Origin of the sequence: Massilia sp. METH4 (assembly GCF_037094685.1) — a bacterium.
Lineage (GTDB): Bacteria > Pseudomonadota > Gammaproteobacteria > Burkholderiales > Burkholderiaceae_D > Rugamonas.
In genome coordinates, this window is record NZ_CP146614.1 from 1,030,310 (window position 1) to 1,055,468 (window position 25,159).

Genomic DNA, 25,159 nt, shown 5'->3' on the forward strand with positions numbered 1-25,159 from the left:
TACGACAAAGGCCCGCTGATGCGGGCCTTTTGTCGTTGGGGCAGCATGACCACAGCGTCATCAGCGCCGGGCGATCATCTGCACCTTCGTTTCGTTCGCGGCTACGCGGGCGGCGGGCAGGCGCTCGAAGCTGCTGATGCGCACCTCGTCGCCATGGTCGTGGAAGGTCAGCTCGGCACCGCTGTCGGTAACGAATGCGCCAGGACCGACCGGGCGCAGCCGGGTCGAAACGATCTTCAAGCCATTGTGTTCGGAACGCTGCATCGACCGCACGGAATCCTTCAGTTGCACATAGTAGTGGTTGCCGCGCTGGACGAACTGCGCGGCCTGGCCATTGGTCAGCACATAGGTGTTGGCGAACTCGTTGAACTCGCCCACGCCCGGCGTGTACGACTGGCGCGGCGCCGTCACGGAAACGCTGGCCTGGTCGGCCTGCGCCTGGCGTTGTGCCTGAGTTTGTGCCTGGGCGGCGAAAGGAGCCAGGAGGCCGAGGACGACTGCTGCCGCGCCGATAAACGATTTGTTCATGTAAATCTCCGAAGTGGTTTGCCAGGTGGTCACCGCCTCTTGTGTAATGTGCGGCGACGGGTACAAGGTAACAAAGACAACTTCGCGAAGGCAGCGGGAAGCGACGAAGCGTAGAAAAAGGGGGATGAACTGCCTGGCACCCCGCTGGAACGCAAATAGCGCGCAAATGCGGGCAAGTTGTCTAGATAACCACTGCAAAGCGACTGCGGGAGGGTCATGACAGGCCCGCATCGCGCCCAACTCGGCATTGCCGAAACGGCATGAACCGGTTGTTAATGAGATTTATTCTCATCTATAATGAAGGTTACTTCATACCCGCAACCATCGCTCACGGAGCCTCCATGCCTCCCGCCTCCACCGCTGACGCGCCCGCTCCGCTGCCCGCGCAGGTACAGCAGCTGTATGCCGGGCACCACCAGTGGCTGCACGGCTGGCTGTCCCGCAAGCTCGGCTGCGCCTTCCATGCCGCCGACCTGGCGCACGATACCTTCGTGCGCCTGCTGTGCGCCGACCGCACGGTGGCGATCGACGAGCCGCGTGCCTTCCTCGTCACGATCGCCAGGCGCCTGCTGCTGAACCATTACCGCCGCGAACAGCTCGAACGCGCGTGGCTCGATGCGCTGGCGGCGCTGCCCGAACCGCTCGCGCCGTCGCCGGAAGAGCGCGCGCTGGTCCTGGAAGCCCTGTGCGAAATCGACCGGCTGCTCGATGGCCTGCCCGCGCCGGTGCGGCGCGCCTTCCTGTATGCGCAGCTGGACGGCATGCCGCAGGCCGAGATCGCGCAACGGCTCGGGGTCTCGCACACGACCGTAAAGCGCTACCTGGTGCGTGCCATGACGCAATGCTACTTCGCCGGCGCGGGGGCGTGATGGCCGCCGGCGTGCCCGCCCCGCCCCAGGTCGCCCCTGCGATCGCGCGCCGCGCCGTCGAGTGGCTCGTCGAGCTGCAGGCGGGCCAGCCCAGCGCCGAGCTGCGCGAGGCATGGCAACGCTGGCGCGCCGCCCATCCGGACCATGAACGGGCATGGCGCCACGTGGAAAGCACCCATGCGCACTGGCGCGGCCTGGGCTCCCCCGTCGCGGCGGCCGCGGCCCAGGCGGTGCTGTCCCGGCCCGGTTCGGCCGGGCGCCGCCAGGCCGTCAAGGCGCTGGCCCTGCTCGTGTTCACCGGTGGCGGCCTCGCCGCCGGCGGCACCGCCCTGCCCTGGGATACCTGGCTGGCGGACGAGCGCACCGGCATCGGCGAGCGCCGCACGCTCAGGCTGGCGGACGGCAGCGCCGTCACCCTGAACGGCGACAGTGCGCTCGACATCGACACCAGCCTGCACCGCGTGCGGCTGGCCGAAGGCGAAATGCTCGTGACGATGCGCGGCGCACGCCTGCTGCCGCTCACCGTGGAAACGCCGCACGCCACGCTGCGCGCCCTCGGCGCGCGCTTCGCGGTGCGCCTGCTGGACGGTGCCACCCGCGTCTCGGCCTTCGACGGCGCGGTGGACGTGCTGGCCGGCAGCGGCGCCTACCTGCGTCTCGCGGCCGGCCGCCGCACCGATGTAACGCCCGGCGGCATCGCCGTGCCCGTGGCTGCCGACGAGGCCACCACGGCCTGGGCGGATGGCATGCTGATCGGCGCCGGCATGCGGCTGGACGAATTCCTGGCCGAAGTGGCCCGCTACCGCCGCGGCACCATCGCCTGCGACCCGGCCGTGGCCGGCCTGCGCGTGGCCGGCACCTACCCGCTGGCCGATACCGACCGCGTGCTGCGCGCCATCGCCGCCGTGCTGCCCGTGGAGGTACGCTACTTCACCCGCTACTACGTGGCGGTGCGGCCGCGCGGCTGAGCGCATGGCAAGAGTCGAGATACCCATCGGCAGCCGCACACTGGTGTCCGCCGCACCGGCCATCGGCGGCTGCGCACTGGTGTCGGACACCGGCTCTTCGGTGTCCGACACCGGTTTTCCCCGACCCCAGTCAACTCCGGTTCGCCACATCTCGCCAACTCGTCCAGGAAACCCAACCGGTTCGCCGCACGGGCATGCACCTGAAGCGCCCGACATCGCTCCCCCGCGTGCGTCCGAACGACATTTCACCGGAAGGTGATCCATTCCGCCATCTCGCGTGTCAAGGAGATGAAAACCCTTGAACAATCCACCCGAGACCACCATGCATGACCTTTCCCGTCCGGCGCGCGCGCGCCTGAACCTCACCACCCTGGCGCAGGCGCTGGCCCTGGGCCTGCTGGCGCCCGCCGGCGCCGCCCTCGCCCTCGATACGCCGGCGCAGGCGCAGGCGCGGCGCCACTACGATATCCCGGCCGGCCCGCTCGAGCCGGCCCTGAACCGCCTCGGCCGCGAGGCGGGCATCCTGCTGGCCTATCCCGCCGACCTGACCACCGGCGTGCGGAGCGAGGGCGCGCGCGGTGCCTACACGGTTGCCGAGGCGCTGGCCCGGCTGCTGCGCAACACCGGCATCGTGGCGGTACCGAAAGCCGACGGCGGCTACACGCTGGCCCGGCAACGCGCCGCCGGCGGCGCGCAGGAAGGCGGCGCAGCCCATGTCATGCCCAGCGTGATCGTCGACGGCGTGCGCGAAGGCGAAGACGGCCCCGGCAGCGGCTACGCCGCGCGGCGCAGCGCCGGCGCCACCAAGTTCGATGTCCCCGTGACGGAAATCCCGCAATCGATCTCGATCGTCACGCCCGACCAGCTGGCCACGCTGAAACCCGTGAGCCTGGGCGAGGCGCTGGCGTACACGCCCGGCATCGTCGCCGACCCCGGCTACACCAACTCGTTCGACGTGTTCTACAGCCGCGGCTTTCCCCTGTCCGACACGAGCGGCGGCATCTACCGCGACGGATTGAAATTCGGCGGCGCGGGCTGGGCTTCGGGCCAGCAGGAAGTGTACGGCCTGGAACGGCTGGAACTGATCAAGGGGGCGGCCTCGGTGCTGTACGGCGCCGCGGCGCCCGGCGGCGTGCTGAACACGGTGACGAAGCGGCCGACGGCGGACATGGTCAACGAATTGCGCGCCGCCGTGGGCTCGCATGGGCGCCGCGAGGCCGCCGCCGATGTCGGCGGTGCGCTGGGGCCGGCGTGGAGCTGGCGCGTGACGGCCCTGGCCCGCAACGACGAGACGCAGATCGACCATATTCCCAACAACAGCCGCTACTTCGCGCCGGCGCTGAAATGGCAGCCGACGCCCGCCACCTCGCTGACCCTGCTCGCCCACGTCCACGACCGGCGCACGGCCTACCAGTATTCGCTGCCGGCCGAAGGCACGCTGATCGCCTCGCCGTACGGCAAGCTGCCGCGCGGCCGCTTCGTGGGCGAGCCGGACTTCGACCGCCAGGATGCCCGGCAGTATGGCGGCGCCCTGCTGTTCGAGCATGCCTTTTCAAGCAGCACGCGCCTGCGGCACGGCACGCGCTACCTGAATTCGGAGAACCACGTGCAATTCATCGGCCTGGACGGCCCGCTCGACGACGATCCGCGCCGCCAATGGCGCAGCGCCTACGACGAATGGGAACGCACGCGCGGCTTCTCCAGCGACACGTCCATCGAGCAGCGCTGGAACGGCCTGGGCATGGCGCATACCGCGCTGGCCGGCTTCGACTACGCGCGCCACAAGCCGGAAAGCCAGTGGGCGCTGGCCGCGGTGGCCCCGCTCGACCTGTTCGCCCCGGCCTACGGTGCCCGGCCGGAGGAAATGACGCAGGTGCCTTCCTACAGCACGCGCGCGATCGCAACGCGCAAGGGCCTGTACGTCCAGGACCAGGCCAGGCTGGGCGAGCGCTGGATCTTCCTGCTGGGGGCCCGCCACGACTGGGCCAGCGACGCGCGCTCGCCGCTGGCGGGCACGCCGCGCTGGTCGACCGAGCGCACCGAAGCCACCACCGGCCGCGCCGGCGCCGTCTACCAGGCCGGCAACGGGCTGGCGCCGTTCTTCAGCTTCAGCCAGTCCTTCGAGCCGCAGAGCGGCGTGGACACGGCCGGGAACCGCTTCAAGCCCACCCGCGGCGAACAGGCGGAACTGGGCCTGCGCTGGGAGATACCATCGACCGGCCTGCTGCTCTCCGCCACCGTGTACACGCTCACGCAGCAGAACGTGGTGACGAGCGACCCGCGCACGCCGGCCGTGCGCATGCAGACCGGCGAAGTGAAGTCCGAGGGCGCCGAGTTCGAGGCGAAGGGCCGCGTCGGCAAGCATGTGGACCTGATCGCCTCCTGGGCCTATACCGACGCGCGCACGACGCGCAGTCTGCGGCCGGCCGACATCGGCGTGCGCCAGCCCTCCGTGCCGCGCCAGCAGGCCGCGCTGTGGGGCGACGTTGGCCTGGGCGCCTTCGGGTGGCCGGGCTTGCGCGCCGGCCTGGGCGCCCGCTTCACGGGGTCGATGACCGATGTGCGCGGCACCAATGCCCGCGTGCCTTCCTCGACCACATTCGATGCCCTGCTGGCCTGGGAAGCGCGCCAGTGGCGCGCCTCCCTGAACTTCGCCAACCTGGCCGACCGGGACACGCTCGCCTGCAGCTACGGCAGCTGCCTGTACGGCGAAGGCCGCCGCGTGACGGCCACCCTCGGCTACCTCTGGTAAGCGATGCGCGCCGCCGTCGTCACGCTGCACCGCTATACGGGCCTGGTGCTGGCCGGCTTCCTGCTGCTGGCCGGCGTGACCGGCAGCCTGCTGGCCTGGAACGAGGAACTCGACGCCGCGCTGAACCCAACGCTGTTCCACGCGGTGCCGCCGGCGCCGGGGGCACAGCCGCTCGACGCAGCGGAGCTCCGCGAGATCGTGGCGGCACGCCATCCGGCCGCGCGGGTGAACTTCGTGCCGTTCGCGCGCACCCCGCACGGGGCGACGTACTTCCTGATCGATCCCGCCACGCCGGATGGCGACGACCAGGTCTTCGTGCATCCATGGACGGGCGACATCCTCGGCAGCCGCCGCTGGGGCGACATCGGCCAAGGCACGAAGAACCTGATGCCGTTCATCTACCGCCTGCATTACTCCCTGGCCCTCGATGCGGTGGGCACCACCCTGCTCGGCATCGTCGCACTGCTGTGGACGATCGACTGCCTCGCCAGCGCGTGGCTCACGCTGCCGCCCATGCGCCGTGGCGCGGGCAAGAGCTGGCTGGCGCGCTGGTGGCCGGCATGGAAGGTGCGGCGCGGCGGCGGCACGTACAAGCTGAACGTGGACCTGCACCGCGCCGGCGGCCTGTGGCCGTGGGCGATGCTGTTCGTGATCGCGTGGAGCAGCGTGGCGTTCAACCTCGGCGCCGTGTACCACCCGGTGATGCGCGCGTTCTTCGCGCACCAGCCGGCCGAGGAACTGCTGCCACGGCGGGACGCGCCGCAGCCGTTGCCGGGCATGTCATGGCAGGCGGCGCGCGAAACGGGGCGGCGCCTGATGGCCGAAGCCTGCCGCGAGCGCGGCGAACGGGTGCTGGAGGAGACGATGATGCGCTACGACCCGCGCACGGCCACGTTCCGCTACATCGTCAGGAGCACGGCCGACGTCCGCGACCGCTACGGTGCGACGGCCGTGGTGTTCGATGCCGGCACCGGCCTGCCGTACTCGTACTGGTGGCCCACCGGCGCTGCCAGCGGGGATACGATCCGTACGTGGATCACGAGCCTGCACCTGGCCGCGCTGTGGGGCGTGCCGTTCAAGCTGTTCATGACGATGCTGGGCCTTGCGGTGGCGATGCTGTCCGTGACCGGGGTCGTCATCTGGCGGCGCAAACGGCAGGGCCGGATCGCGGCGGCGCAGCGCAACAAGCGCAGCGAGGCCGTGCTGACTTGATACCAGGCGCGACGTGGAGGTTCCTTGCAATCAGCGGCGGGCGATCATCTGCACATTGCGTTCGTTGGCGGCCACGCGCGCTTCGGGCAGCCGCTCGAAGCCGTCGATGCGTACTTCGTCGCCACCGTCGCGGAAGGTCAGCTGGGCGCCACCGTCGGTGACGAATGCGCCGGGCCCGACGGGACGCAGCCGGGTCGACAGGAACTTCTGGCCGGTGCCATCTTCCCGGTGCAGCGGCCGGTACGCGCTTTTCAGCTGCACGTAATAGTGGTTGCCGCGCTGCGTGAACTGGACGACCTGGCCGTTGGCGAGCGCATAGGTGTTGGCGAATTCGGTGAACTCGCCGGCGCCCGGCGTGTAGGCCTGGCGCGCCGCCGTCACGGGAACGCTGGCCTTGTCGGAATGCGCTTGTGCTGCGAACGAGGCCAGCACGCCGATGGCAATGGCTGCTGCGCCGATAAACGATTTGTTCATTTCAGACTCCAAAGTGGTATGCCGGTTTGTCGCGGCCTCTCATGTAATGTGCGGCGACGGATGCAAGGTAACAAAGACAACCTTGCCGGGACAGCGGGAAGCGATGAAGTGTCGAAAATGCGGGATGAATTGCATGCGGCGCCGGTATCGGCCTGCTGCACGGAACCGCTGGGCTCGCGTCAATAGGGCGGCGTGCCAGGTAACTCGCTCCCGACCGTGGCAACCGGCCTTTATTTCCGGTTCAACGCCGGGCTGACGACGCGAATGCCGAATTCGCCCCGGCGCATGTGCTTGACGTGCGGCATCGCTCCGACGAGACGGGCCGCCAGGTCCAGTCGGACATCCGGCGGCTGGCGGCTTCGGGCGTGCCACCCTGCTCATCCGATGGGAATGCGCTTGCAGCAAAGATGCAGATGCGTGAATGCGCCCGAAGAATGATCATCAGGCGTCAAGCCCTTGGCATCTTGCCCATGTGAACAGCCGATGACCCCAGATCATTCCTCAGCGTCGTCGTATTCAATTCTTTGACAAGGTGAACATAGGCGCGCTCGACGAATACCTGGCTTCCCGAGATGTTCCCGAACACAGCCCTTGAATCGCCCGGGTGGACTTTGCCAATCCAGAGCGGCGTATCTTTGGGTATCCTGAACTCGGTAAGACGCCACACTGGATTTTGATACTCCATCACTGAGTACAGCATCTCGGCCTCCCACCTCGATTCCGCACGATCCAGTGAAAAGCAAACGCCGGGCAAGTCCTTGTTCCCCCATTTTCTTCCCGGATGTCCGCCCCACGCGCGATAGAGTTTCTCGTATCCTTTTGCAAGATCACGAGCAGGGGGTGCTGCAAATCCATTTTCTTCCCAATCGAAGTTCACGTTCTATCCTCCCCATCTGTTTCAATGCTCTGCCCGCGATTGATAGCGGCCGCAGCAAGTGTCACCGGCAAAACGACAGCGTGCGCCTCACGGGCTGCGCAACGCCAGCACAGTTTCGCGCAAGCCATCAGGCGACGTCAGGGTCGGGGTCTGCGGATAGGGTCTCCCCCACCGCGCACTCATGCGCCGCGCGTTTTCGATGACCCGTGGCCTGGAATAGTCATACACGTCCCGCAGGGTTACGGCTTGTTTGGCACCGCCTGCACGCCCCCGCAGCGCTTCGAGCACGGCGAGCGTGAATGCCCCGTGGGCGGCATCGTAGTCTTCCCACGACTTTTCGTCGCCGCGCGACGCCGACAGGACCGCAACCTGCGCGGAGGCGCTGCGCTTGTAGAGGGTATATGGATCGTTACGCCCATCCGCCGCCCCGGAATGACAGGTATCGAGCAGCAGGATGCGCCTTCCCGGGACGCGGCGCAGAAGCCCGGAAAGCTCGCTGCCGCTCACCAGCGACATCGGGGCGCCCGGCACGGGGGCAGCCCCCGGGGCGGGATCGACCACAGCGAGAATGTCCTGTTGCGTGCCATCTTTCGGGACAAAGTAATACTCGACGCCGTTATTGGAGGCGAAGCCGTGCGAGGCAAGGAAGACGATCACGGTATCCTCAGGCTGCGCGCTCTCCAAGGCCTTCAGACGGGCCAGGAGATTGTGCTTGGTGGGCGCATCGGGCCCTGTTCCCGCAAGCACGGAGATCTCGACACCCGAGAACGCGAGGCCTTTCTGAAGCGCCAGTTCATTGGCCAGGACACGCACATCGCTGGCGGTATTGGGCAGTGGGGCCAAGCTGACGCGGCATGAGCCTGTCGCCCGACAACTGGAGATGCTGTCGAATTCGTCGACACCGGCGGCGACCACCCAAAGCTTGCCGGAACGGCGCGGCAGCGCCGGCGGCTGCACCAGCGGTGCCGTTTCGTCCAGGCCGATCGCGGTCGTCGTCTCGGCCTCGACGCGTATTGTCTGGACCGGCCCGAAGACGGGAATGGTGTACACCCGCTCGAGCGAGGACGACTCCGGGACCGCCACCTGTCTTTCGGCCGGGCGCAACACGGGAATGCCGTCGACATAGACCCCCAGTTCACGGATCGGTTGCCCGGCCGCCCTGGCTGAATAGCGGATGTCCATCGATCCCGGCCTGGCACCGGGGCGGATCGATTCGATCGTCACCTCCGGCGCGGCCAGCTGGGCAAGTGTCGATGCGAGCGATGCCGACAAACTCTCGCTGCCGGGTTGGGCCAACGTTGGCTCGACCAGATCCGGGCGGTACAGCTTGCGCTCGACCTGGACCGCGCGCACGAAGCGCGGCGCCGTGCCATCACCGGCATTCGTCAGCCACCCAAAGTAATTGTCACCGCCGGGAGAGGACTTGTAGAAGCCATCGGCGCGCCACACCACCCAGTCCTCGCCATTGGCATGCAGGAAAGCGCCGAGCGTCTCGGTGCCCTGCTCGAGTGAATACCAGCGCAGCGAGCCGTCGCCGGCCGCCGCGACCACCCAGCGTCCGTCGGCGCTCACATTGACCTGGTAGGCCGGCGCCGGGAGATTGCGTTCCCAGACCGGCTTGCCATGCTTGTCGACCACCAGCACTGACCACTGGGTGCCCAAGGCGACAAGCTCGCGCCCCGGCACTTGCGCCCAGCTGCGCACCGACTGGAAGCTTTTCAGCGGTATCGGCGTGCCACCGATCGTCACCGGCTTCTTGTAGCCGTATTCTCCGAAGTCGCCCTCGATGCGCAGCGTGCCATCGCGTCGTGGTCCGCCTCCCGCAGCCAGATCGGCCTCGGTGGCACGGCGGTACGCCTGCGCGTTGCGGTCCCTGATGTCGAGGGTACGCCTGTCGCCGCCGTCGGCCTGCATCGGCAGGGTGATCCGTGCGCCGTCGGCGCTTAGCTGGAACTGCTTCGCGTCGAAGCGAAAGTCGCCGTTCGGGGGCAGCGCTTCGGCCAGCTTGCGTCCGTTCGCGTCGACGAGACCGAGGCTGGGAGCCGAAGTGGAGAACGCCAACTGGCCGTTGGGAAGCGGCAGGATGTTGGTGAAGCGCTGGCGGCCGATGTCCATGCGCTTGATTTCTCCACTGGCCAGGTCGACCACATACATCGGCGTCGCGCCTTCTCCCTCGTACACGCCGTTCATGAACAGGCGCTTGCTGTCGGCGCTCCAGTTCAGGCAGCACAGCGAGCGTTGCCGGGGGTCGTCCACCTTCAGCACCCGGCGCAGCTGGCGGCTGGCGGCATCCATCACCACCATCTCGGCCTGGTCCTGCAGCCCGAATGCGAGCTGGCGCCCATCCGGCGAAAAGCGGATGCCGCCCAGTTCGCCGCCCCGGCAGGCGCGCCCGTCGGCGGCAGGGCGCACCGGGTATTGCGCGCGAAAGGTCAGCTTGCCCTGCGGGTCGTACAAGCGCACGCAGCCGTCCTGCGAGGTGGTGGCGAGCGTACCGTCGCGGGAAAAGTCGGCGAAGCTCACCCGTTCGCCATAGTCGCTGTCCTTGACGAGTTCGCGCCCCGAGGGCAGTTCGAGGACGCGCAGGCCGGCGGTACCGCCCAGGCCGACCGCCAGGCGGCGCCCGTCAGCTGATATTGCCAGCGATTCGACGATGCCGGGCAATCCGCGCAGCGTCTGCAGCAGGCGCCCCGTGGCCAGGTCGAAGCGGTACAGTTGGCCTTTCCCGCCCCAGCTGATCCCGGTCCAGCCAGCGACGATGGCTTCGCGCCCATCGGGCGTGATCGCCAGCGAGCGCAGCGCCCCTTCCTCGCCCGGTTCGCTCGGCACATGGAGGGTGCGTACCAGCCGCAGATCCGCCATGCGCCACACGCGCACGGTCTTGTCCTGGCTGACGGACACCAGCCGCGTGTAGTCGGGCGTGGCGCGGATCTGGTTGATCCGCGCGCTGTGCATGGCATAGGAAACGCGCGGCTGGGGTTGCGACGACTGAGCCGCCGCGGTCGCCATCGCGGCGGCCATGACGGCCGCGTACAGCCAGCGGGCGCCTACTGCCCCGAAGGACACGAACGTCCGCCTTTGTCGCCGGCGCTGCGCTGCGCCAACGTCGCCACGTCGTCCGGGGCGCACAGCGACGCGTCCTGATTCCGGGCGATCCGGTAGCGCAGCCTGAACACATTGGGCGTGGCGCCGCTGGCAGCGCTGATACGTCCAAGGTCGGCATCGGCGGCCGGGCGCCGGCCGAGCGCCAGGTCCGCTACCTGCTCGGCCAGCCAGCCGTCGTCCGGCCCCTGGTCGACTGGCGACGGAATGGCGGTGTCTGGTCCGGCCAGGGCCGCCTCCGTGTCGGCCGGCGTGCCATCCGGTGGTACCGGAGACGGCACTTCCGGAGGCAAAGCGCCCGGCGCGGGCAGGACAAAGTTGTTACCGCTGACACCGCCGACCGCCCCCACCGGCAGCGGGCCGAACTGCCCTTGCAGGGCGGCAAGATTGCCAATCGCGATGGGCGCATTGCCTGCAGGCGCGGTGCCAAAGCCGCCGATGCTCGCGAAGCCGGGATTGCTGTTGGCGCCGGAATTTGTCGTGCTATTTCCCACTGTTTCGTTGGAACCTCCAACGAGAATGCCATTGGTATCGAAGCTGGCTTCAAATTCCTTGGTTTGCAGGGTGCCTGGACCAAACAGAATACGGGTGACCCGTTGCCCGGCGTCTACCTGCACAAGGCTACGTTCGAGCCGGTATCCAAGCGAGCCTCCCGGGAAGGGCTGTTGCCAATCGTCCTCGCGTTTCACCCATTCGAACGCTACTAACTCCGTGGTCAACGACGGCGCCTCTCGCCCGACAACCAAGTTGGTGAATCCCGCAGCCCTGCCTTCGTTACCGGGGAGGAACTTGAAACCGGCTATGCTGCTGAGCGGAGCGACACTGCTCTGGGACGTGATCGCCAGAAAGCACGGTTCCGTGGATTTGCAAGTCTCGGTATTGGGCGGTAAATATATGTTACCTTCGACCTGTAATATGCCGCATTCGGCGTACGTACCGTCACCGCAATAGGTCTCGTCCGTTTCCTGATTTGGCCATATTGGGCCTTTCATTTCGGAGATCGTCGTCTCCCGGTCCGCTCCACTGGTGTGAAAAACCTGCACCTTCAAGCCAATGCCAGATCCGCCATATCGGTTACCCTGGGCGTCGGGTGCGCGCAGGATCGAGGCCAGGCCGAGATCATCGAGGACATCGGAGACGGCCGGCATAGACCCCAGCCGCAATGGACCAGGAAGCGTCCGGAGCGCCAGCAAGCGGTCGGCCCCTACCGTCACTTTGTGCGGCGTCGAATTGGTCGCCGCGACCAGTGTCGACTGATCGCTGTAGTTTTTCACATTGTTGGCGATCACGACCTTTGCAATTTCGCGATCACCAGGCAGGAATGCGTTATCGTCCGTGTTATCGAACAGGTAGATTGCGCTGCGGGTGCCCACATCCCCTGTCCCGCCCACGGTCACCGCATATCCGGTCTTGCCATCGGCCAAATCCAGCCCCCGCGAATACACGGAGTTGCCGAGATAGATACCATCGAGCGGGCCAGTACCGGTGGCCCGCAGAATGATATTGCCCTTGTTGACCCCGATCAGCCCGTTGCTGACGATACGGTTCCCGGCAAGGACTTCCAGCCCCGGATTGGAGTCGCTCGCGCTTGTATCGCCGCCCTCGCTCAAGCCATCGAGGTTCAAGCCGTTCAATTCCACGTCGCGTGCCGCGACGATACGCACGCGGCCGACCGGAGGACGGTTCTGCGGCTGGTAGCGCGCGGCAAGAGTGGTGTAGCCCGTCGCGGCAGGCGTCTGTGTGTCGGCGGGGCCGTTGGTCCGGGTTTGCCCGAGCGGCTTGGCCAGCACCACCTGCCCGCCCTCCACCACGAGGGCGCCGCTGCTGACCAGGCCCGTTTGCCAGGTGATGACATCGTTCAGGGTGACACGATGCGCGTCCGATGCCCGCGCCAGGATGGTGCCGCCGGCAGTCTGCAACAGCCCGGTACTCAGCAGGTCGCCACCGGCCGCCTCGAGCGTGAGATCGCCGCCGGCCTGGATGCCGCCCTGGTCGATGCCGTTTCCGCCGACGGTGAGGCCGGTCCCCGCCTTCAGGACAACGCCGCCGTCGCTGGCCAGCAGACCGGCACCGGTCCGCACCGCCCCGTTGCGCGCCTCGAACTCGATGCCTGCGTCGCTGTCGATACCGCCGTCACCGGCCACGATATCGCCCGTGGCCAGTACGGCCACCCTTCCCTGGCTGATCACGCTGGCCGGGCCGAAGCTGGCGGACGCGGCCGCTGTACCGTCCGCTGCGCCGCCAACGGTCAAGCCACCCGCGCCCAGGGCTGCGCCGTTGACCGACACCGCGCCACCGCTGCGGATGGTGAGCGAGCTGGCGCGCGCGGCGCCGTCGACGGCACCCGGCGCGCCACTCACCGCGCCGCCCAGTATCACGTTGCCGGCGCCACTGGTGAGCAGCACGGCGGCCGGCGTGACGATCGGGCCCGTCGTCACCCCGGCCTGTCCGCTGAGGGTCACGGCACCATCCGACGCCAGCGTCGCACCGCCCGTGTCGACCAGCCCGGCAGCCGAGACCAGGGTAGTCGTGCCCGCGACCAGCGCTCCCTGGGCCAGCCGGACGCCGTCACGGCCATCCGCATCCAGGGCCGCCGTACGCGCCGTGCCGCCGCCGGAGATCGCTTGCGCCACCGAGACCGCGCCCCCGGTGCTCGACAGAAGCAATTGGCCAGGCGTCTGGAGATTGGTCGCGTCGATACCGCCGGTGCCGCGGATGGCGATGTGCCCTGCCGAAATCACGCTCTCCGGCCCCTGCGCGAAGCGGCCGCCCGCCGTGGCGTCGACCGTGCCGCCGGCGATGTCGCCATTGACCGTCAGCGCGCCGCCGCTGGCGAGCACGACACCGTCATCCGCGCCATCGAGGGTGCCGTCGACGGTCATGCCGCCGCCGGCCTGGATCGCCAGTCCGCCTGCACCGCCACTGGCCCCCCCAGGCCCGATGCTGGCTGTGGTGCCGGCGGCGATGCGCAGGGCACCGGCCGCTGCGATCCGTTCCGCTCCGGTATGTACCGCGCCCGCGCTCGAATCGAGGGCGAGGGCGGCGCCACTCGTGATGCCGGCACCGGCCAGGCTGATGTCGTTGACCGTGGCGACGTTCACCCGGCCGTCGGAGAACACGCTGCCGCCGCCGAACGTGGCCGACCCGGCCCGCGCCCCGTCGGCAACGCCGCCAACCGCGAGGCCACCGTCCCCGAGCGCGGCGCCGGACAGGGTGACCGCGCCATCCGTCCTGACAGTCAGCGAGGCGGCGCGAGCGCTGGCGGCGCCAACCTCGCCAGGGGCGCCGCCGATCGCGCCAGCGAGCACCACGTCGCCGCCCGTGCTGGTCACCGACACCGCGCCTGGGGTCACGATGGACCCGGCCTGCACTCCGGCTCCGCCATCGAGCAGTACGGGGCCCCCGGATGCCAACGGCGCACCCAGCTCCACCTTGCCGGCGAGCGAAGCGAGGGTGGTCGCCCCCGCCACCAGTGCCCCTTGCGCGAGCCTGACCCCATCGCGCCCGCGCACCTCGAGCGACGCGAGCGGCAGTGCCGCACCGCCGGACAGGGCCTGGCTCGCATGGACCGCGCCCGCACCGCTGGCCAGCGCGACCCTTCCGGTGGTGAGCAGGTTGCCGACGCTGACTCCGGTCGCGCCGGCAATGTCGACAGCGCCGTTGCCGGTGGCGATGACACTGGCCGCCCCCTGCGTGAACGCGCCGCCCGCGCTGGCGCCGAAGTTGCCGTTATCGAGGACGATATAGCCGTCGATCGTCACATTGCGGCCCGCGCTCAGTGCCAGCCCGCCGCCTGGCGTGCCTCCCGCCGTAGCGCGGCCATCGATGCGCGCATCGGCCTGCACCGTGATGTCCTGGTCGGCCTGCAGCGCGACATTCGTGCCGCGCACCAGTTGGCGATTGATGGCCAGCGCATTGATCGTGAAGTCGCCAGCCGCGCCGGCGCCCGGCAGTGTGGCGTCGCCGCCGCCCTGGCTGACCACCAGCGATCCAGGATCGAGCAGTAACGAGCCGGCCCTGCCCGCCAGGGCGGCAGTATCGACGTCGCCGTCGAAGCCCAGGCGCAGCTTACCGGAGACTTCGACCTGCCCGCCGTTCCCGGCCACCGTGCCCCCGCGCGCCTCGATCGCGCCCGCGAAGCGGGTGTCGCCGTCGGACCAGACCGAAACCACGCCTCCATTCCCGGAACCCGTGGCATTCGCCCTCAGCACGGCACCGCGCGCAACGCTGGTGCTTGCGGCGTTGGCGAGCGCGCCGCGCCCCTGCCAGTCGCCGCCGATAGCGATGCTGCCCCCGCCATCGCGCCCGGATGCATCGGCCAGCGCATGGCCCGAGAGCTGCACGCCGCCAGCCGTCGCTTCGATCCGGCCGCCTATCTGGCCCGATGCATCGAGCGTACCGCCCACCTTCAGGATGGTGCCGGCGTCGCCGCGCAGCGAGATCAGGCCGGCGCGCGAATCCACCGCCGTTGCCCGGATCACCCCGCTGACATTGATCAGGCTATCGACCACGGATTTAGCGGTGGCGACCGTCAGCTGTACCACCCCGCCCTCGGCGCGGATCGTTCCCGCATGATCGACGTAGGCCGACAGCGGCCTTCCCTGCGCATCGCGCAGCTGTTCCAGCGCCGTGGGATCGACGACCAGGTTGACCAGCTTGTCCCCATACAGGTCGAGTACGAAACCCTCGCCCGCGGCGAGGGCCACCTTGCCCAGCCGGGCATTGATCACGCCGCTGTTTTCGACGCCGCGTCCGACCAAGGCAGCGAGGCCGCCGTCAGCGACACTGATTTCGCCGAGATTGCGGACGGTCGCGCCGGGCTTGCCGGGCTGGTTGAAGTCGAGCTTTCCGGACATGAAATCGGCATTGCTGATATTGGCAGTCGACGCCACCAGCCCGCCGACATCGACCCGCGCGCCGCGCCCGAAGAGGATCCCGTTCGGATTGACCAGATACACCTGGCCGTTGGCATTGATCCTGCCGTAGATGGCCGAGGCATCGTTGCCGACGACGCGATTGAGGATCACGGCCTGCGCATTGGGCTGGTTGAAATTGACGCTTTCGTGCCGGCCCACATTGAACGATTGCCAGTTAATGGCGGCACGCTGGGAAGCCTGGTCGACCGTGGTGACGGCACCGGCCTGGCGGATCGTCGCCGCGCCGGCCTGCACAACGCCGTCGCGCGGGCCGGCACCCGCCACTGGCGCCCCCATCGTCAATACCATCGCCAGACCCGCGGCCCTGGCATTGCACGCCCGGGCGATGGCGCGTGCGAGCGGACGCTGGACCGGTACCGTGACCACCTCTTGCATCTTCGTTTTCATGTCGTCTACCTCGCTCAGAAATCGATGCCGATTCCACCGAACACGCGCACGTCCTTGTTGCCCCGGCTGGCCACCACCGTGCGCAATGGCTTGGCCACTTCGACATAACCCTTGAGGCGTGCCGCGCCGCTGAAGCGCAGGCCGATGCCGGCCGCACGCAGCGAACCTTTCAGGTCGGGCCCGGCGACCTGACGGCGCCGCACCGACCCGCCGTCGTAGTACCCGTACAGCGTCGACTGGACGGGGCCGAGCACGGCGTTGTAACGGATCTCGGCCTTGCCGGCAGCGCCCTTCTCGCCGATGACTTCGGAGGGATCGTAGGCCCGCAGGAACGTATCGCCGCCCAGCCCGAGCTGTTCCGCGGTGGGCAGGGGATCGCGGCTGTACTGCGCGGTCGCCGCCAGCAGCAGCGACCATTCGCCGCCGAGGTGCTGCAAGCGGGCCAGGTAGAGCGACAGTTTCGAGAACTGTGGATCAGCCAGTTCGTCCGGCCGGGACCGGGATGCACCCAGCATCGACAAGCCTTTCGACAGCTCGGCGTCCAGTACCGAAATACCGGCCGCCGCATCGGCATAATCGGCCGACACGCCGACTCGCAGGCTGCGTATCCGGTCCTCGCGGCTGGCGGTCGTGAGCACACTGTCGTAACTGTTGTTGTAGCCGGCAAAACCGGCACGCGCAGTAAGGTTGGCCTGGCGGCTGCGAACGATCGGGTACGTCAGGCCGATGCCGAGGTTGTCGCTGCTGGTGTCGATATTGCCGAGCGTGGACGTGGGCTTCGAGCGCGATGCCGAGGCATTGAACTGCAGCTTCAATCCGCGCGCGCCAAGCGGCATGTCGAACGCATAGCCGATGTACTTGAGGCGCTCGTCGCCGGAGCTGATGGCCCGCAGACCGTGATGGTCCAGGCGCCCCACCAGGCCGAAGAGATCGGCGCCGGCTTCGATCCGGACCCGGCCCAGCGCGGGTGTGCTGCGATTGTGGACGGACAGGGAAAAGGTGGCAGGCGTCCTGGCCGCCACCACTGTGAGGCTCGAGGCATTGGGCAATGCGCCCGCTTTCAGGTTTGCCTGCACGGTAACCCCCGCGAGCTCGTTCACGAGCAGCAGGCTTCGCTCGAGTGTCGCAAGGCGCAATGGCTTCTCGGCAAGCACCGGCTCGAAGAAAGCGCGCAAGCGCGGTTCCTCGATGCCGACAAATGACACGCCGTCGATATAGCCTTCGAGTACGTCGATGCGCACGGTCGCCCCGGCCGCTTGCAGGTCCTGTTGCGGCACGATGGCTTGCGACAGGACATAGCCGCGTTCGCGATAGGCGGCCGAGATGCGCGCGGCAACCTGGAACACGTCCGCCAACGTCACCTCCCTGCCAACGAGCGGCGCCCACAAAGGCTGCAACTGCGCACTGGTCAACACCGAGTTGCCGCTCAGCGCAATGCCCGAGAGTACGAGGCGTGTCTCCTGCGCGCCGGCGGGCATCTGTTCCGGGAAGCGCGAACGGTCGATCTGGATGGATTCGTTACGCGTAGTCGGCACCGGTTCCTTCTTGATGTCCTGCTCGATCCGGCCTGGCAGCACCGCGGGAGGAACGGTTTGCGCATGGCCAACCTCCCAGGCGCCGGTCAGCGCGAACACAATGCCAAGCACACGGGTTTTCTGGTTCAACGCAGCCTCCGATGGAGTGAGGATACGGCGATAACCCGCCAGGCGCGGCGCAACGCCTCCGGAGCCGGCGGTAATGGTGTCAAGTGGACGAGCGTTGAAGCGTTATCGCGGCGCTTGCAATCGGCGCACAGGTTTTCGCTTTCGTCCCGGGTGCGTGGTCAGCGGCCCCGGAAATGGGGGCCAGACCGCGCCAGGCAGCCCGCGGCATGGAACAGGAAGAGTGTTGGGTGCGCTGGCATGAGCACGTGAAGGACAACAGGCTTTGAAAGGATCGAGGTCGAAAAAGACGGACTTTGCGTGGGCGCGCATTCTTTCTCTCCTTTCGACTACAAGGCAACAATGAGCAGCTATGTAGGGGCATCTGCCAGCGGCGTTTTCGCGCCCGATGCTGTTCATTATCCGAGGCTTTCAAACGAATGGCACAAGAATTTGCACGAAGCGCCAATAAACAACAGTTTCTATTCCTGGCAAATCATGCTGCTGTCGAGCTGGCCAATGGCTGGTTTCCACCTGCCATGGCTGCACAACCGTGCAACGTGTCCACCCACGATCACGCGCTTTCGCAACGACGCGACGCTGCCGCGCAAATGCGATTGCAATTGCGGGTGCTGCTTGCTAGGATTTTCGTACCCGAATCTCAAGTATCGGACCCCGCGATGAAGAAGCGAAAGTCGATGGACGCGTCGCCGCCGCGATCAGGCCAGGGCAACAACTGGTTCAGCCTGAGTCGCACGCTTGTATCGACCGTGATCACGATGATCGCGGCGATCATTGCCTATGAAACCGGAGCGCAGCTCAATCCCGGCGAGGTAACCTTCGTGTTTGCCTGCGTTTATGGATTGACCTGGTTCGGCGAGCTGTTGACCCGGTTGTATCGCAAGCCCCGGAGGTAACGTGCGCGCATCGATCCGCTTTGCTTGGGCACTGCCCATTGCCCTTTGGTCGAGTGCATCGTTCTCTCAGCAGGGCAATCCCCCCATCTTCAGTTGCGCGACCGACCGCCCGGCCATCGTGGAAGGGAGTAACGCAAACGTTTATGCATGGTTCGGCAGCGACCCCTACATCCCCGAACGCGGTGCCGCGAATCAGCAGATCACCTGGACCGCGAACGTCGGAAAGATCACTCGTGGCAGCGAGGTATGGGACTTGTCGGCTGTACGCGCCGGCTCCGAGACGGTGCCCACACGAGCGCTTGCGACGGCATCCGTCCAGTCGGCAGGCAAGACGTACACATGCACAGTCGAAGTGATCGTGGCTCGGAAAGAAGCCGATCTGCCCATTCGCGGCGAGGTCAAGCCGGCGCCGCTGCTCCCGGCACGGCGCAACCTTCTACCCACCCAGCAGGAAGCCGATGGCTTCGGCCTTTACAGCTATCTCCTGTTCGCCACGCCGCCCCGCGACCCCGAATCCACAGCGCGGTACTTGAAGGCAATTGAAGCCTACCTCTCGGTCTTCTCCGATGTGGACGCCTTCCTGTCGCGGCACATCGCGGCGAAGGAATTGAACGTCACCTACATGCCGCTGAAATCGGCGTATCAGGAAGGTGCTTCGGTCGAGGCGATGGCGAAGGACATTCTGGAACGCTATGACTACGCCGCCGCGCAGATACTGCTCCGCAAAGCCGGCATCGAGGACAGCAGCGGCCCCTTCCTGATTTCCTCGCTGGTACCGCTGCGCGCCGGCGACGCTGGCGCGCGCCTTCAGGAAGATCTTTCCGGCGTGGCGCCCGAGCTGATCTGGTTCTGGCTGCGCAGCTTCCACTACCTCGCCGCGCAGGAGCGCAGCTGGACAGAAGTGAACCTTCGCCGCTTCGGCCTGCGCTTGCGCAACGCCATTGCCGTGGGCGGGAAGGTGAGCCCGGCCGTGTACGACGTGCTGAAGACCGCCCTGCAATTCAAAGGCAAGTAGGCGGGCGCGAGCGCGGTCAAGCAAGGCTACGGCAGGGATACGTCATACCTTCATCGGCAGAATAGATGAGCTATCTTCAACGAAGTCCATTCGCACTCTGCATTGGGCTACCGGGCGCCGCGCATGTACTGAAAAGAGCTGGCCCGCCGGGCTCAGTTCGGTGGGGTTTAGCAATAGGCTATGTCGGGTAATACATGGGAAATATCAGGGGAAAGATCAGGGGAAAGATCAGGGGCAACATCATTACCAGTCCAGCGGGCCGGTCGGGTCTGGATCGCGAATCAGGTAGCAGGACAGTGTTTTTGGCTGCCGCTTAGTGAACGTAGTAGCCTTATGCTCACGATAGCTAACTTCGTCGTGATAGCCAGTTGCGTTCCAACCCTTGTTGGGATCATTCGTATGATGAGTAAGCGAAATCACTTGATAACGGCATTCCGAGCCAATCGCCGCCAGTCGGAACGTGGTTCGCCCGATCGCTTGATCGATGATGCGGAAGTCTCCCGGCTCACAACGACTGAACGGTGTCATCCATGAGATTGTACTGGGTGTAATCGTCAATGCGCCATGGCAGGCCCTGCCCGTCCCAAGAAAGCGCTCTGTTTTCGGCCCTGCTACGGTCGAACTAAGGACGGCAACCAGCCCAATGCCGGCAAAGGCTAGTGGAAGAATCAATCGCATGTCTCACCACCAACCTTACTTCGACGGATGACTTCCAGGCAGTAGCTGATCTTCCGACTGTAACTAGGATCACCAACGTTATAGCGTTTGGCGATGCTGGCTGGTGTTATCAATTCCCAGCCAATAATGACTTTACGCAAGGCAGCCTTCTGATACTGCAATGTCTGCCCGGGCCGCAGGAAAACATGGGCACCATTGCTTGTCTTCAGAATCTCGACCGTCGTGTCATTTTTTCGGGCGATCCGATCAAGACTATCACCAGCTTTGACCATGACGGAATGGATCCGTTTGTCGTTAGCATCCTTCACTGTCTGGATATCATAACGGGCATGGCGCATCAGAAGGTATGCTACGCCTGCCTCGATGTTGTGGCGAAGATTGGTCGTAACGGACGCGATGGTTAACCGTTGCCGTAACGAAGTTGGCATGATGAGCTCTCCACCTTCATTCCCGACAAGAAGCGCACGTAACCCAGGATCCCCCTCGTTCCCGATTTGCATGGGATTCTCTCTCCACGCCGGGTTATCGGGACCACCGCTTTCGGTCCAAATCATGGCTTTAACGTATTGCCAGTCGAGGGACGTGTAACCGTTGCCACTCAGGTGGCTATTGAATATATTTACGGTACGTCGAATGTCGCAGTCGTACCTGTGCCATCGTGAATCATTGATAGCTTCGTCAATAGTGTTCTGCCACTGTTCATACTTCGTCTGTCGTCTCGCCTCCGTCTTCAAAGCCTCTACGCTTTTCATACCGCCTCCGAACTTTTTTGCCTGGAGCAGGCATCGTAGAGCGACGTTTCCTTGACGACGATGCGCTATCGCAACTATTCACGATGGCGCTACACCTTCATCGGCAGAATCACCATCTGCAACCCCTCCAGATGCAACCTGCGCTGCACGGCGAGCGACGCCTGATTATGCAGCATGCGAATCAGCCAGTTATCGCTGGCGAAGATGAGCTTGCTGGTGAAGAAGATCGAATGCGGGAATTCGCGGCTGATCTCTTCGCACAGCCGGCTCACCTCTTCCACCGCGTCCGTGCCGAAGCCCAGATACGAAGAAGACGCCATGCCGTGGCTGTGGCAGAAGTCGACGAAGTACTCGAGCGTTTCGGCCGCCTCGTCGCGCATGCGGTCCATGGCGCCTTCGCCGCCGTACACATGCGAGTCCACGGTGCGGGCGTTCACGAAGATGAAGTTCTTGAAGTGGCCGGGGAACATGCGCTGCACCCACAGCAGCGCGTGCAAGCCGCCGCCGCGCGACGTGCCGACGATGAAGACGGCCGTCTGGTCGTCCGCCTTCGGCTCGATCGGCTCGCGGTTCGGGCCGAAGGGCTGCGTGGCGAATACCTCGTCCACCGAGTGGATCGCCTGCTTGGTGCCGCGGTAGTGATTGCGCACCCAGATGCACATCGCGGCCATGACGCCGATGATCAGGACCGTGGCCCAGCCGCCCTCCATGAAGCGCTCGACCAGCAGCACGATCAGGATGCCGGCGCAGATCACGAAGCCGACCAGCGACAGCAGCAGCCGGCGCAGCCAGTGGGTGCCCTTCTTCCGGTTGCGCGTCCAGTACAGCACCAGGCCGAGCAGCGAGATCGCGAACGTGAGGAACACGGAAATCGAATACAGCACCACCAGCAGGGTGACGCTGCCGCCGGTCCAGAACAGGATCGCCAGCGCGCCCAGGCCCATCACGAGGATGCCGTTCTGCGTGACCAGCCGCGTGGAGAGGTAGCGGAACTTGTGCGGCACCCACGAATCGCCGGCCATGTTCGCCAGCACCGATGGGCCGCCGAGGAAACCGGTATTGGCGGCGACGAACAGCAGCCCCGCCTCGAAGGCCAGCACCACGGCCAGCAAGACCTGGTTCAGTACCCCGCCGTTTGGTATCGCGTTGTCGATGATGCTGCGGAAGGTGGAAGCGTTGAGCGTTTCGCCCGTGATCGGCGTAGCATCCCACAGCAGGTAGAGCAGGATGATGCCGCTGGCCGTGAACGCCAGCGACAGGGCCATGTAGAGCATCGTCACCTTGCCGGTGCGCACACGCGGCTCGGCCAGCAGGTTGATGTTGTTGGACACGGCCTCCAGCCCCGTGTAGGTGCCGCCGCCATGCGAGTACGCAAGCAGCAGCATGCCGGCCACGCCGGCCCAGCCCACGGTGCCGGCCAGCGCCTGGGTCTCGTCGATGGTGCTCGGCACCAGGTCCGGCAGGTACGATGCGTGAGCGGCGATGCCATACACGATCAGCACCAGGTGCGTGATCACGAAGCCGATGAAGATCGGCAGCAGGATCTGGATCGCTTCCTTCAGGCCGCGCAGGTTCATCACGATCAACAGGCCGATGAAGAACGCCTCGGCCCATAACTTATAGGGCTGGAACCAGAGCGGCAGGAAGGACGCCAGCGCGTCGACGCCGGAAGCGATCGAGATCGCGATCGTCAGCACATAGTCGAGGATCAGCGCGCAGCCGGCGATCAGGCCGAGATACGGCCCCACCAGCTTCGTCGCCACGCGGTAGCCGCCGCCGCCGGTGGGGAACAGTTCGATGACCTGGTTGTATGCCAGCGCGATGATGAACACGGTGACGGCCGTGGCCAGTGCCATGTACAGGCCAAGGTGCGTGTGCGCGCCCAGCGCCTTGAAGGTTTCTTCCGGCCCGTAGGCGGAGGACGAGAGGCCGTCCGCCCCCAGTCCCACCCACGCCAGGAAGGCCACCAGCGCCATCGAGTGGCGGGTTTCCTTCGCGAGCGGGTCGAGCGGCTTGCCCAGGATGATTTCGCGGATCTTATTGTTCTTCATGTCTGCCCGGCCGGTGCGGGCCGGCTGTTGTCGAAACAGGCGAGATGATACGCCAATCGACTTCCGGACCCGTTATCAGACGGGCAACACGTCGCCACGGATGACCAGGGTTGCTCCCGCTGGGCAAATCAGTGATAATGCACGGCGCGTCGCCGGGATGGCGGAATAGGTAGACGCACGGGACTCAAAATCCCGCGCCGCAAGGCGTACCGGTTCGATTCCGGTTCCCGGCACCACCCTCTTGCATCACGCTGCATCATCAAAGCTCAAACCCGCATGTTTTCAAGGCATTGCGGGTTTTTTGTTGCCTCAAGCTGTCTCACAAAGGAGCATCACAGCTCAGTAGTTTGGTAGCGCTGTTGGTGGTACGTCGCCCGACTGCAAACATCGCCAGGCTCCGCGTCGAGTTGTTGCCAAGTGGCGCAGATGGCGCCGTCCCGCTACTGGCGTCCCGATCGCGGCGGCTGCGGCCGGCCAGCTTGATGTCCGCAGCCCTGCCCCTGATGGGCACGGTTTTCTCCATTTACATGCCCGGTCATCCCCGGTGATAGACCGTGATTCTGGAATTCACCTCGTTCAACTTATCCTGGTTGTCGAATCTGCCGAGCGATCCAGGTTTTTCAGCCCATCAAGGGACGCATTGATTTATTGCTGGTGGATGAGATCAGGCCTTGAAACGTGGGCCAAGATCGCCGCCACGAATAAGAGCGCCTAACAAAACCCCCATGGCTGCGTTGCGGCGTCTCGCCGTACAGGTGTACTGTCTTCGACGCCGCGCCTTGCCCTGCGGGTTTTGTTAGGCGCTCTAAATCAGCGTTTCCGAAGCTGTCATGACAGAAATCTACCGACAAAAAGAAAGCCGTGATATGCAGCCATTTCGGGTGCATATCACGGCTTTCGGGCATTAGGACAGTCCGGCTACCAGGAGCAGCCCGTAAGGCCTTGCTTGTCATGCGGCCTAGCTGGACTTTTTATTCCCTTGGGGCTGGGCAGCATTGGAATCCTGCCCGTGGGCGCTGCCATGGATGGATGAACCGCCCACTTGTGCATCGACCTGCATGCTCGCGCCGTTACCGTTCGCCTTGCCCTGGGCACCCTGCGTGGACTTGGCGCGGTTATCGTTATCCCATGCGGCACCGGACTGGAAAGGCTGCGCTGCCTTTTCCACTGCTTCACGCTGCTTCCTGAGATTGTTTTCCGTTTGTTCCGTCACGGTGCGCTTTACCTCGCTGGCCAGGTCGTTAGCGGTACGGGACGTTTCCTGTACATGCTGCTGCGTGACACGGGAGAGATCCACCTGGGTATTTGCTGCCAGATGCGACAGATGCTGCTGATAGGCGCGAATCTTGTTGGATGCCGGCTGGGCGGAGGCAGCGACGATTTCCAGGGCTTCCGTCGTATCCTTCGTTGTGAGAAGACGCTGCCCGACGGTTGTCGTTTCTTCCAGCATCGACTGGCCAAGCTTGAGATTTGCGGTGCAAATATTCTGGAATGCCGTCGCCAACGAATTCGAGAACTCATTAAAGAATGCGGCTTGCGATTCAAGGTGCGAACGAAGGGATGGAGCAACTTCTTGCGAATATGGGAACATGGAAACCTTTATTTGTTTGGAGGGCAGAAGAAGATCGGCCGCTTCTGCAGAATCACGTTGAGGCGTGCGACGAGGGACACTATGCGCCTTTAATCCTGAACAAGCCACAAATAAATATATTATTCCTCACCACCTTTTATTCCGCAATTAAAAGAGCCCCGTGGAATCAGTTCGATCTGGCAACTGATTTTCAGCGCGAATGAAGTTACTCATCAGTAAATGTAATGCGGCATTTCACTTGAGCTGGAGTCGAATGGACTTGGCAGGAGTGGAAAGCGCTTCTTGCGACCTGCAGCCTTTTTCTGCCTGGAGAACGGGATGCCAGTCTTTGCAACGATGTCCGTGGGTCTGGCTGGAAAAAGCTCGAGGCAACAAAAAACCGCAAGCTCGGAGCTTGCGGTTGTCGAGA

At 65.5% G+C, this 25,159-nt stretch carries 16 protein-coding genes and 1 tRNA gene; 7 read left to right on the forward strand and 10 right to left on the reverse strand.

The window, feature by feature from the left end; genetic code table 11:
- Positions 1-60: 60 nt before the first annotated feature.
- Positions 61-528, reverse strand: coding sequence for a hypothetical protein (locus V6Z91_RS04595; protein ID WP_338767246.1), 468 nt, complete (start codon positions 526-528; stop codon positions 61-63).
- A gap of 341 nt (positions 529-869) precedes the next feature.
- Between V6Z91_RS04595 and V6Z91_RS04600 the strand changes: the two genes are divergently transcribed.
- The 4 genes from V6Z91_RS04600 to V6Z91_RS04615 all read left to right on the forward strand — a co-directional run bounded on the left by V6Z91_RS04600 (position 870) and on the right by V6Z91_RS04615 (position 6,329).
- A complete protein-coding gene (locus V6Z91_RS04600; RefSeq protein WP_338767247.1) occupies positions 870-1,397 on the forward strand; it encodes a sigma-70 family RNA polymerase sigma factor in 528 nt (175 codons plus the stop codon).
- On the forward strand, positions 1,370-2,365 hold the full coding sequence (locus V6Z91_RS04605) for a FecR domain-containing protein (protein ID WP_338767249.1): 996 nt from the start codon (positions 1,370-1,372) through the stop codon (positions 2,363-2,365). The genes V6Z91_RS04600 and V6Z91_RS04605 overlap by 28 nt, the downstream gene beginning before the upstream one ends.
- A 298-nt stretch (positions 2,366-2,663) precedes the next feature.
- The gene (locus tag V6Z91_RS04610; protein ID WP_338767251.1) at positions 2,664-5,117 is read left to right on the forward strand and encodes a TonB-dependent siderophore receptor; all 2,454 of its coding nucleotides are present in this window, start codon (positions 2,664-2,666) and stop codon (positions 5,115-5,117) included.
- 3 nt (positions 5,118-5,120) lie between these two features.
- A complete protein-coding gene (locus V6Z91_RS04615) occupies positions 5,121-6,329 on the forward strand; it encodes a PepSY-associated TM helix domain-containing protein (protein ID WP_338767253.1) in 1,209 nt (402 codons plus the stop codon).
- Positions 6,330-6,359: 30 nt separating this feature from the next.
- On the opposite strand, the gene V6Z91_RS04620 is transcribed toward V6Z91_RS04615, so the two are convergent.
- The 5 genes from V6Z91_RS04620 to V6Z91_RS04640 all read right to left on the reverse strand — a co-directional run bounded on the left by V6Z91_RS04620 (position 6,360) and on the right by V6Z91_RS04640 (position 17,770).
- Positions 6,360-6,803: a hypothetical protein gene (locus V6Z91_RS04620; RefSeq protein WP_338767255.1), complete on the reverse strand. Its 444-nt coding sequence runs from the start codon at positions 6,801-6,803 to the stop codon at positions 6,360-6,362.
- 448 nt (positions 6,804-7,251) lie between these two features.
- On the reverse strand, positions 7,252-7,680 hold the full coding sequence (locus V6Z91_RS04625) for a hypothetical protein (RefSeq protein WP_338767257.1): 429 nt from the start codon (positions 7,678-7,680) through the stop codon (positions 7,252-7,254).
- An 87-nt stretch (positions 7,681-7,767) separates the two neighbouring features.
- Positions 7,768-10,701, reverse strand: coding sequence for a caspase family protein (locus V6Z91_RS04630; protein WP_338767259.1), 2,934 nt, complete (start codon positions 10,699-10,701; stop codon positions 7,768-7,770).
- Between the two features lie 26 nt (positions 10,702-10,727).
- Complete coding sequence (locus V6Z91_RS04635) at positions 10,728-16,106, reverse strand: filamentous hemagglutinin N-terminal domain-containing protein (protein ID WP_338767261.1); 5,379 nt, start codon at positions 16,104-16,106, stop codon at positions 10,728-10,730.
- A 14-nt stretch (positions 16,107-16,120) separates the two neighbouring features.
- Positions 16,121-17,770 carry a ShlB/FhaC/HecB family hemolysin secretion/activation protein gene (locus V6Z91_RS04640; RefSeq protein ID WP_338767263.1) on the reverse strand — a complete coding sequence of 550 codons (1,650 nt, stop codon included), beginning with the start codon at positions 17,768-17,770 and terminating at the stop codon, positions 16,121-16,123.
- Positions 17,771-18,186: 416 nt separating this feature from the next.
- Between V6Z91_RS04640 and V6Z91_RS04645 the strand changes: the two genes are divergently transcribed.
- Both V6Z91_RS04645 and V6Z91_RS04650 read left to right on the forward strand, forming a co-directional pair.
- On the forward strand, positions 18,187-18,663 hold the full coding sequence (locus V6Z91_RS04645; protein ID WP_338767264.1) for a hypothetical protein: 477 nt from the start codon (positions 18,187-18,189) through the stop codon (positions 18,661-18,663).
- Position 18,664: 1 nt separating this feature from the next.
- Complete coding sequence (locus V6Z91_RS04650; RefSeq protein ID WP_338767266.1) at positions 18,665-19,678, forward strand: hypothetical protein; 1,014 nt, start codon at positions 18,665-18,667, stop codon at positions 19,676-19,678.
- A gap of 243 nt (positions 19,679-19,921) precedes the next feature.
- On the opposite strand, the gene V6Z91_RS04655 is transcribed toward V6Z91_RS04650, so the two are convergent.
- The 3 genes from V6Z91_RS04655 to V6Z91_RS04665 all read right to left on the reverse strand — a co-directional run bounded on the left by V6Z91_RS04655 (position 19,922) and on the right by V6Z91_RS04665 (position 23,159).
- Positions 19,922-20,356, reverse strand: a complete 435-nt coding sequence (locus V6Z91_RS04655; protein ID WP_338767268.1) for a hypothetical protein — start codon at positions 20,354-20,356, stop codon at positions 19,922-19,924.
- Entirely contained in the window at positions 20,347-21,108 is a 762-nt protein-coding gene (locus tag V6Z91_RS04660) for a LysM peptidoglycan-binding domain-containing protein (protein ID WP_338767270.1), read from the reverse strand. Before V6Z91_RS04660 ends, V6Z91_RS04655 begins: the two co-directional genes overlap by 10 nt.
- Positions 21,109-21,197: 89 nt before the next feature.
- Positions 21,198-23,159: an APC family permease gene (locus V6Z91_RS04665; protein WP_338767272.1), complete on the reverse strand. Its 1,962-nt coding sequence runs from the start codon at positions 23,157-23,159 to the stop codon at positions 21,198-21,200.
- 151 nt (positions 23,160-23,310) lie between these two features.
- On the opposite strand from V6Z91_RS04665, the gene V6Z91_RS04670 reads away from it, so the two are divergent.
- Positions 23,311-23,395 (forward strand) — tRNA-Leu (locus V6Z91_RS04670).
- A 722-nt stretch (positions 23,396-24,117) separates the two neighbouring features.
- Here the strand turns inward: V6Z91_RS04670 and V6Z91_RS04675 are convergent.
- Positions 24,118-24,750: a phasin family protein gene (locus V6Z91_RS04675; protein ID WP_338767274.1), complete on the reverse strand. Its 633-nt coding sequence runs from the start codon at positions 24,748-24,750 to the stop codon at positions 24,118-24,120.
- Positions 24,751-25,159 lie beyond the last annotated feature (409 nt).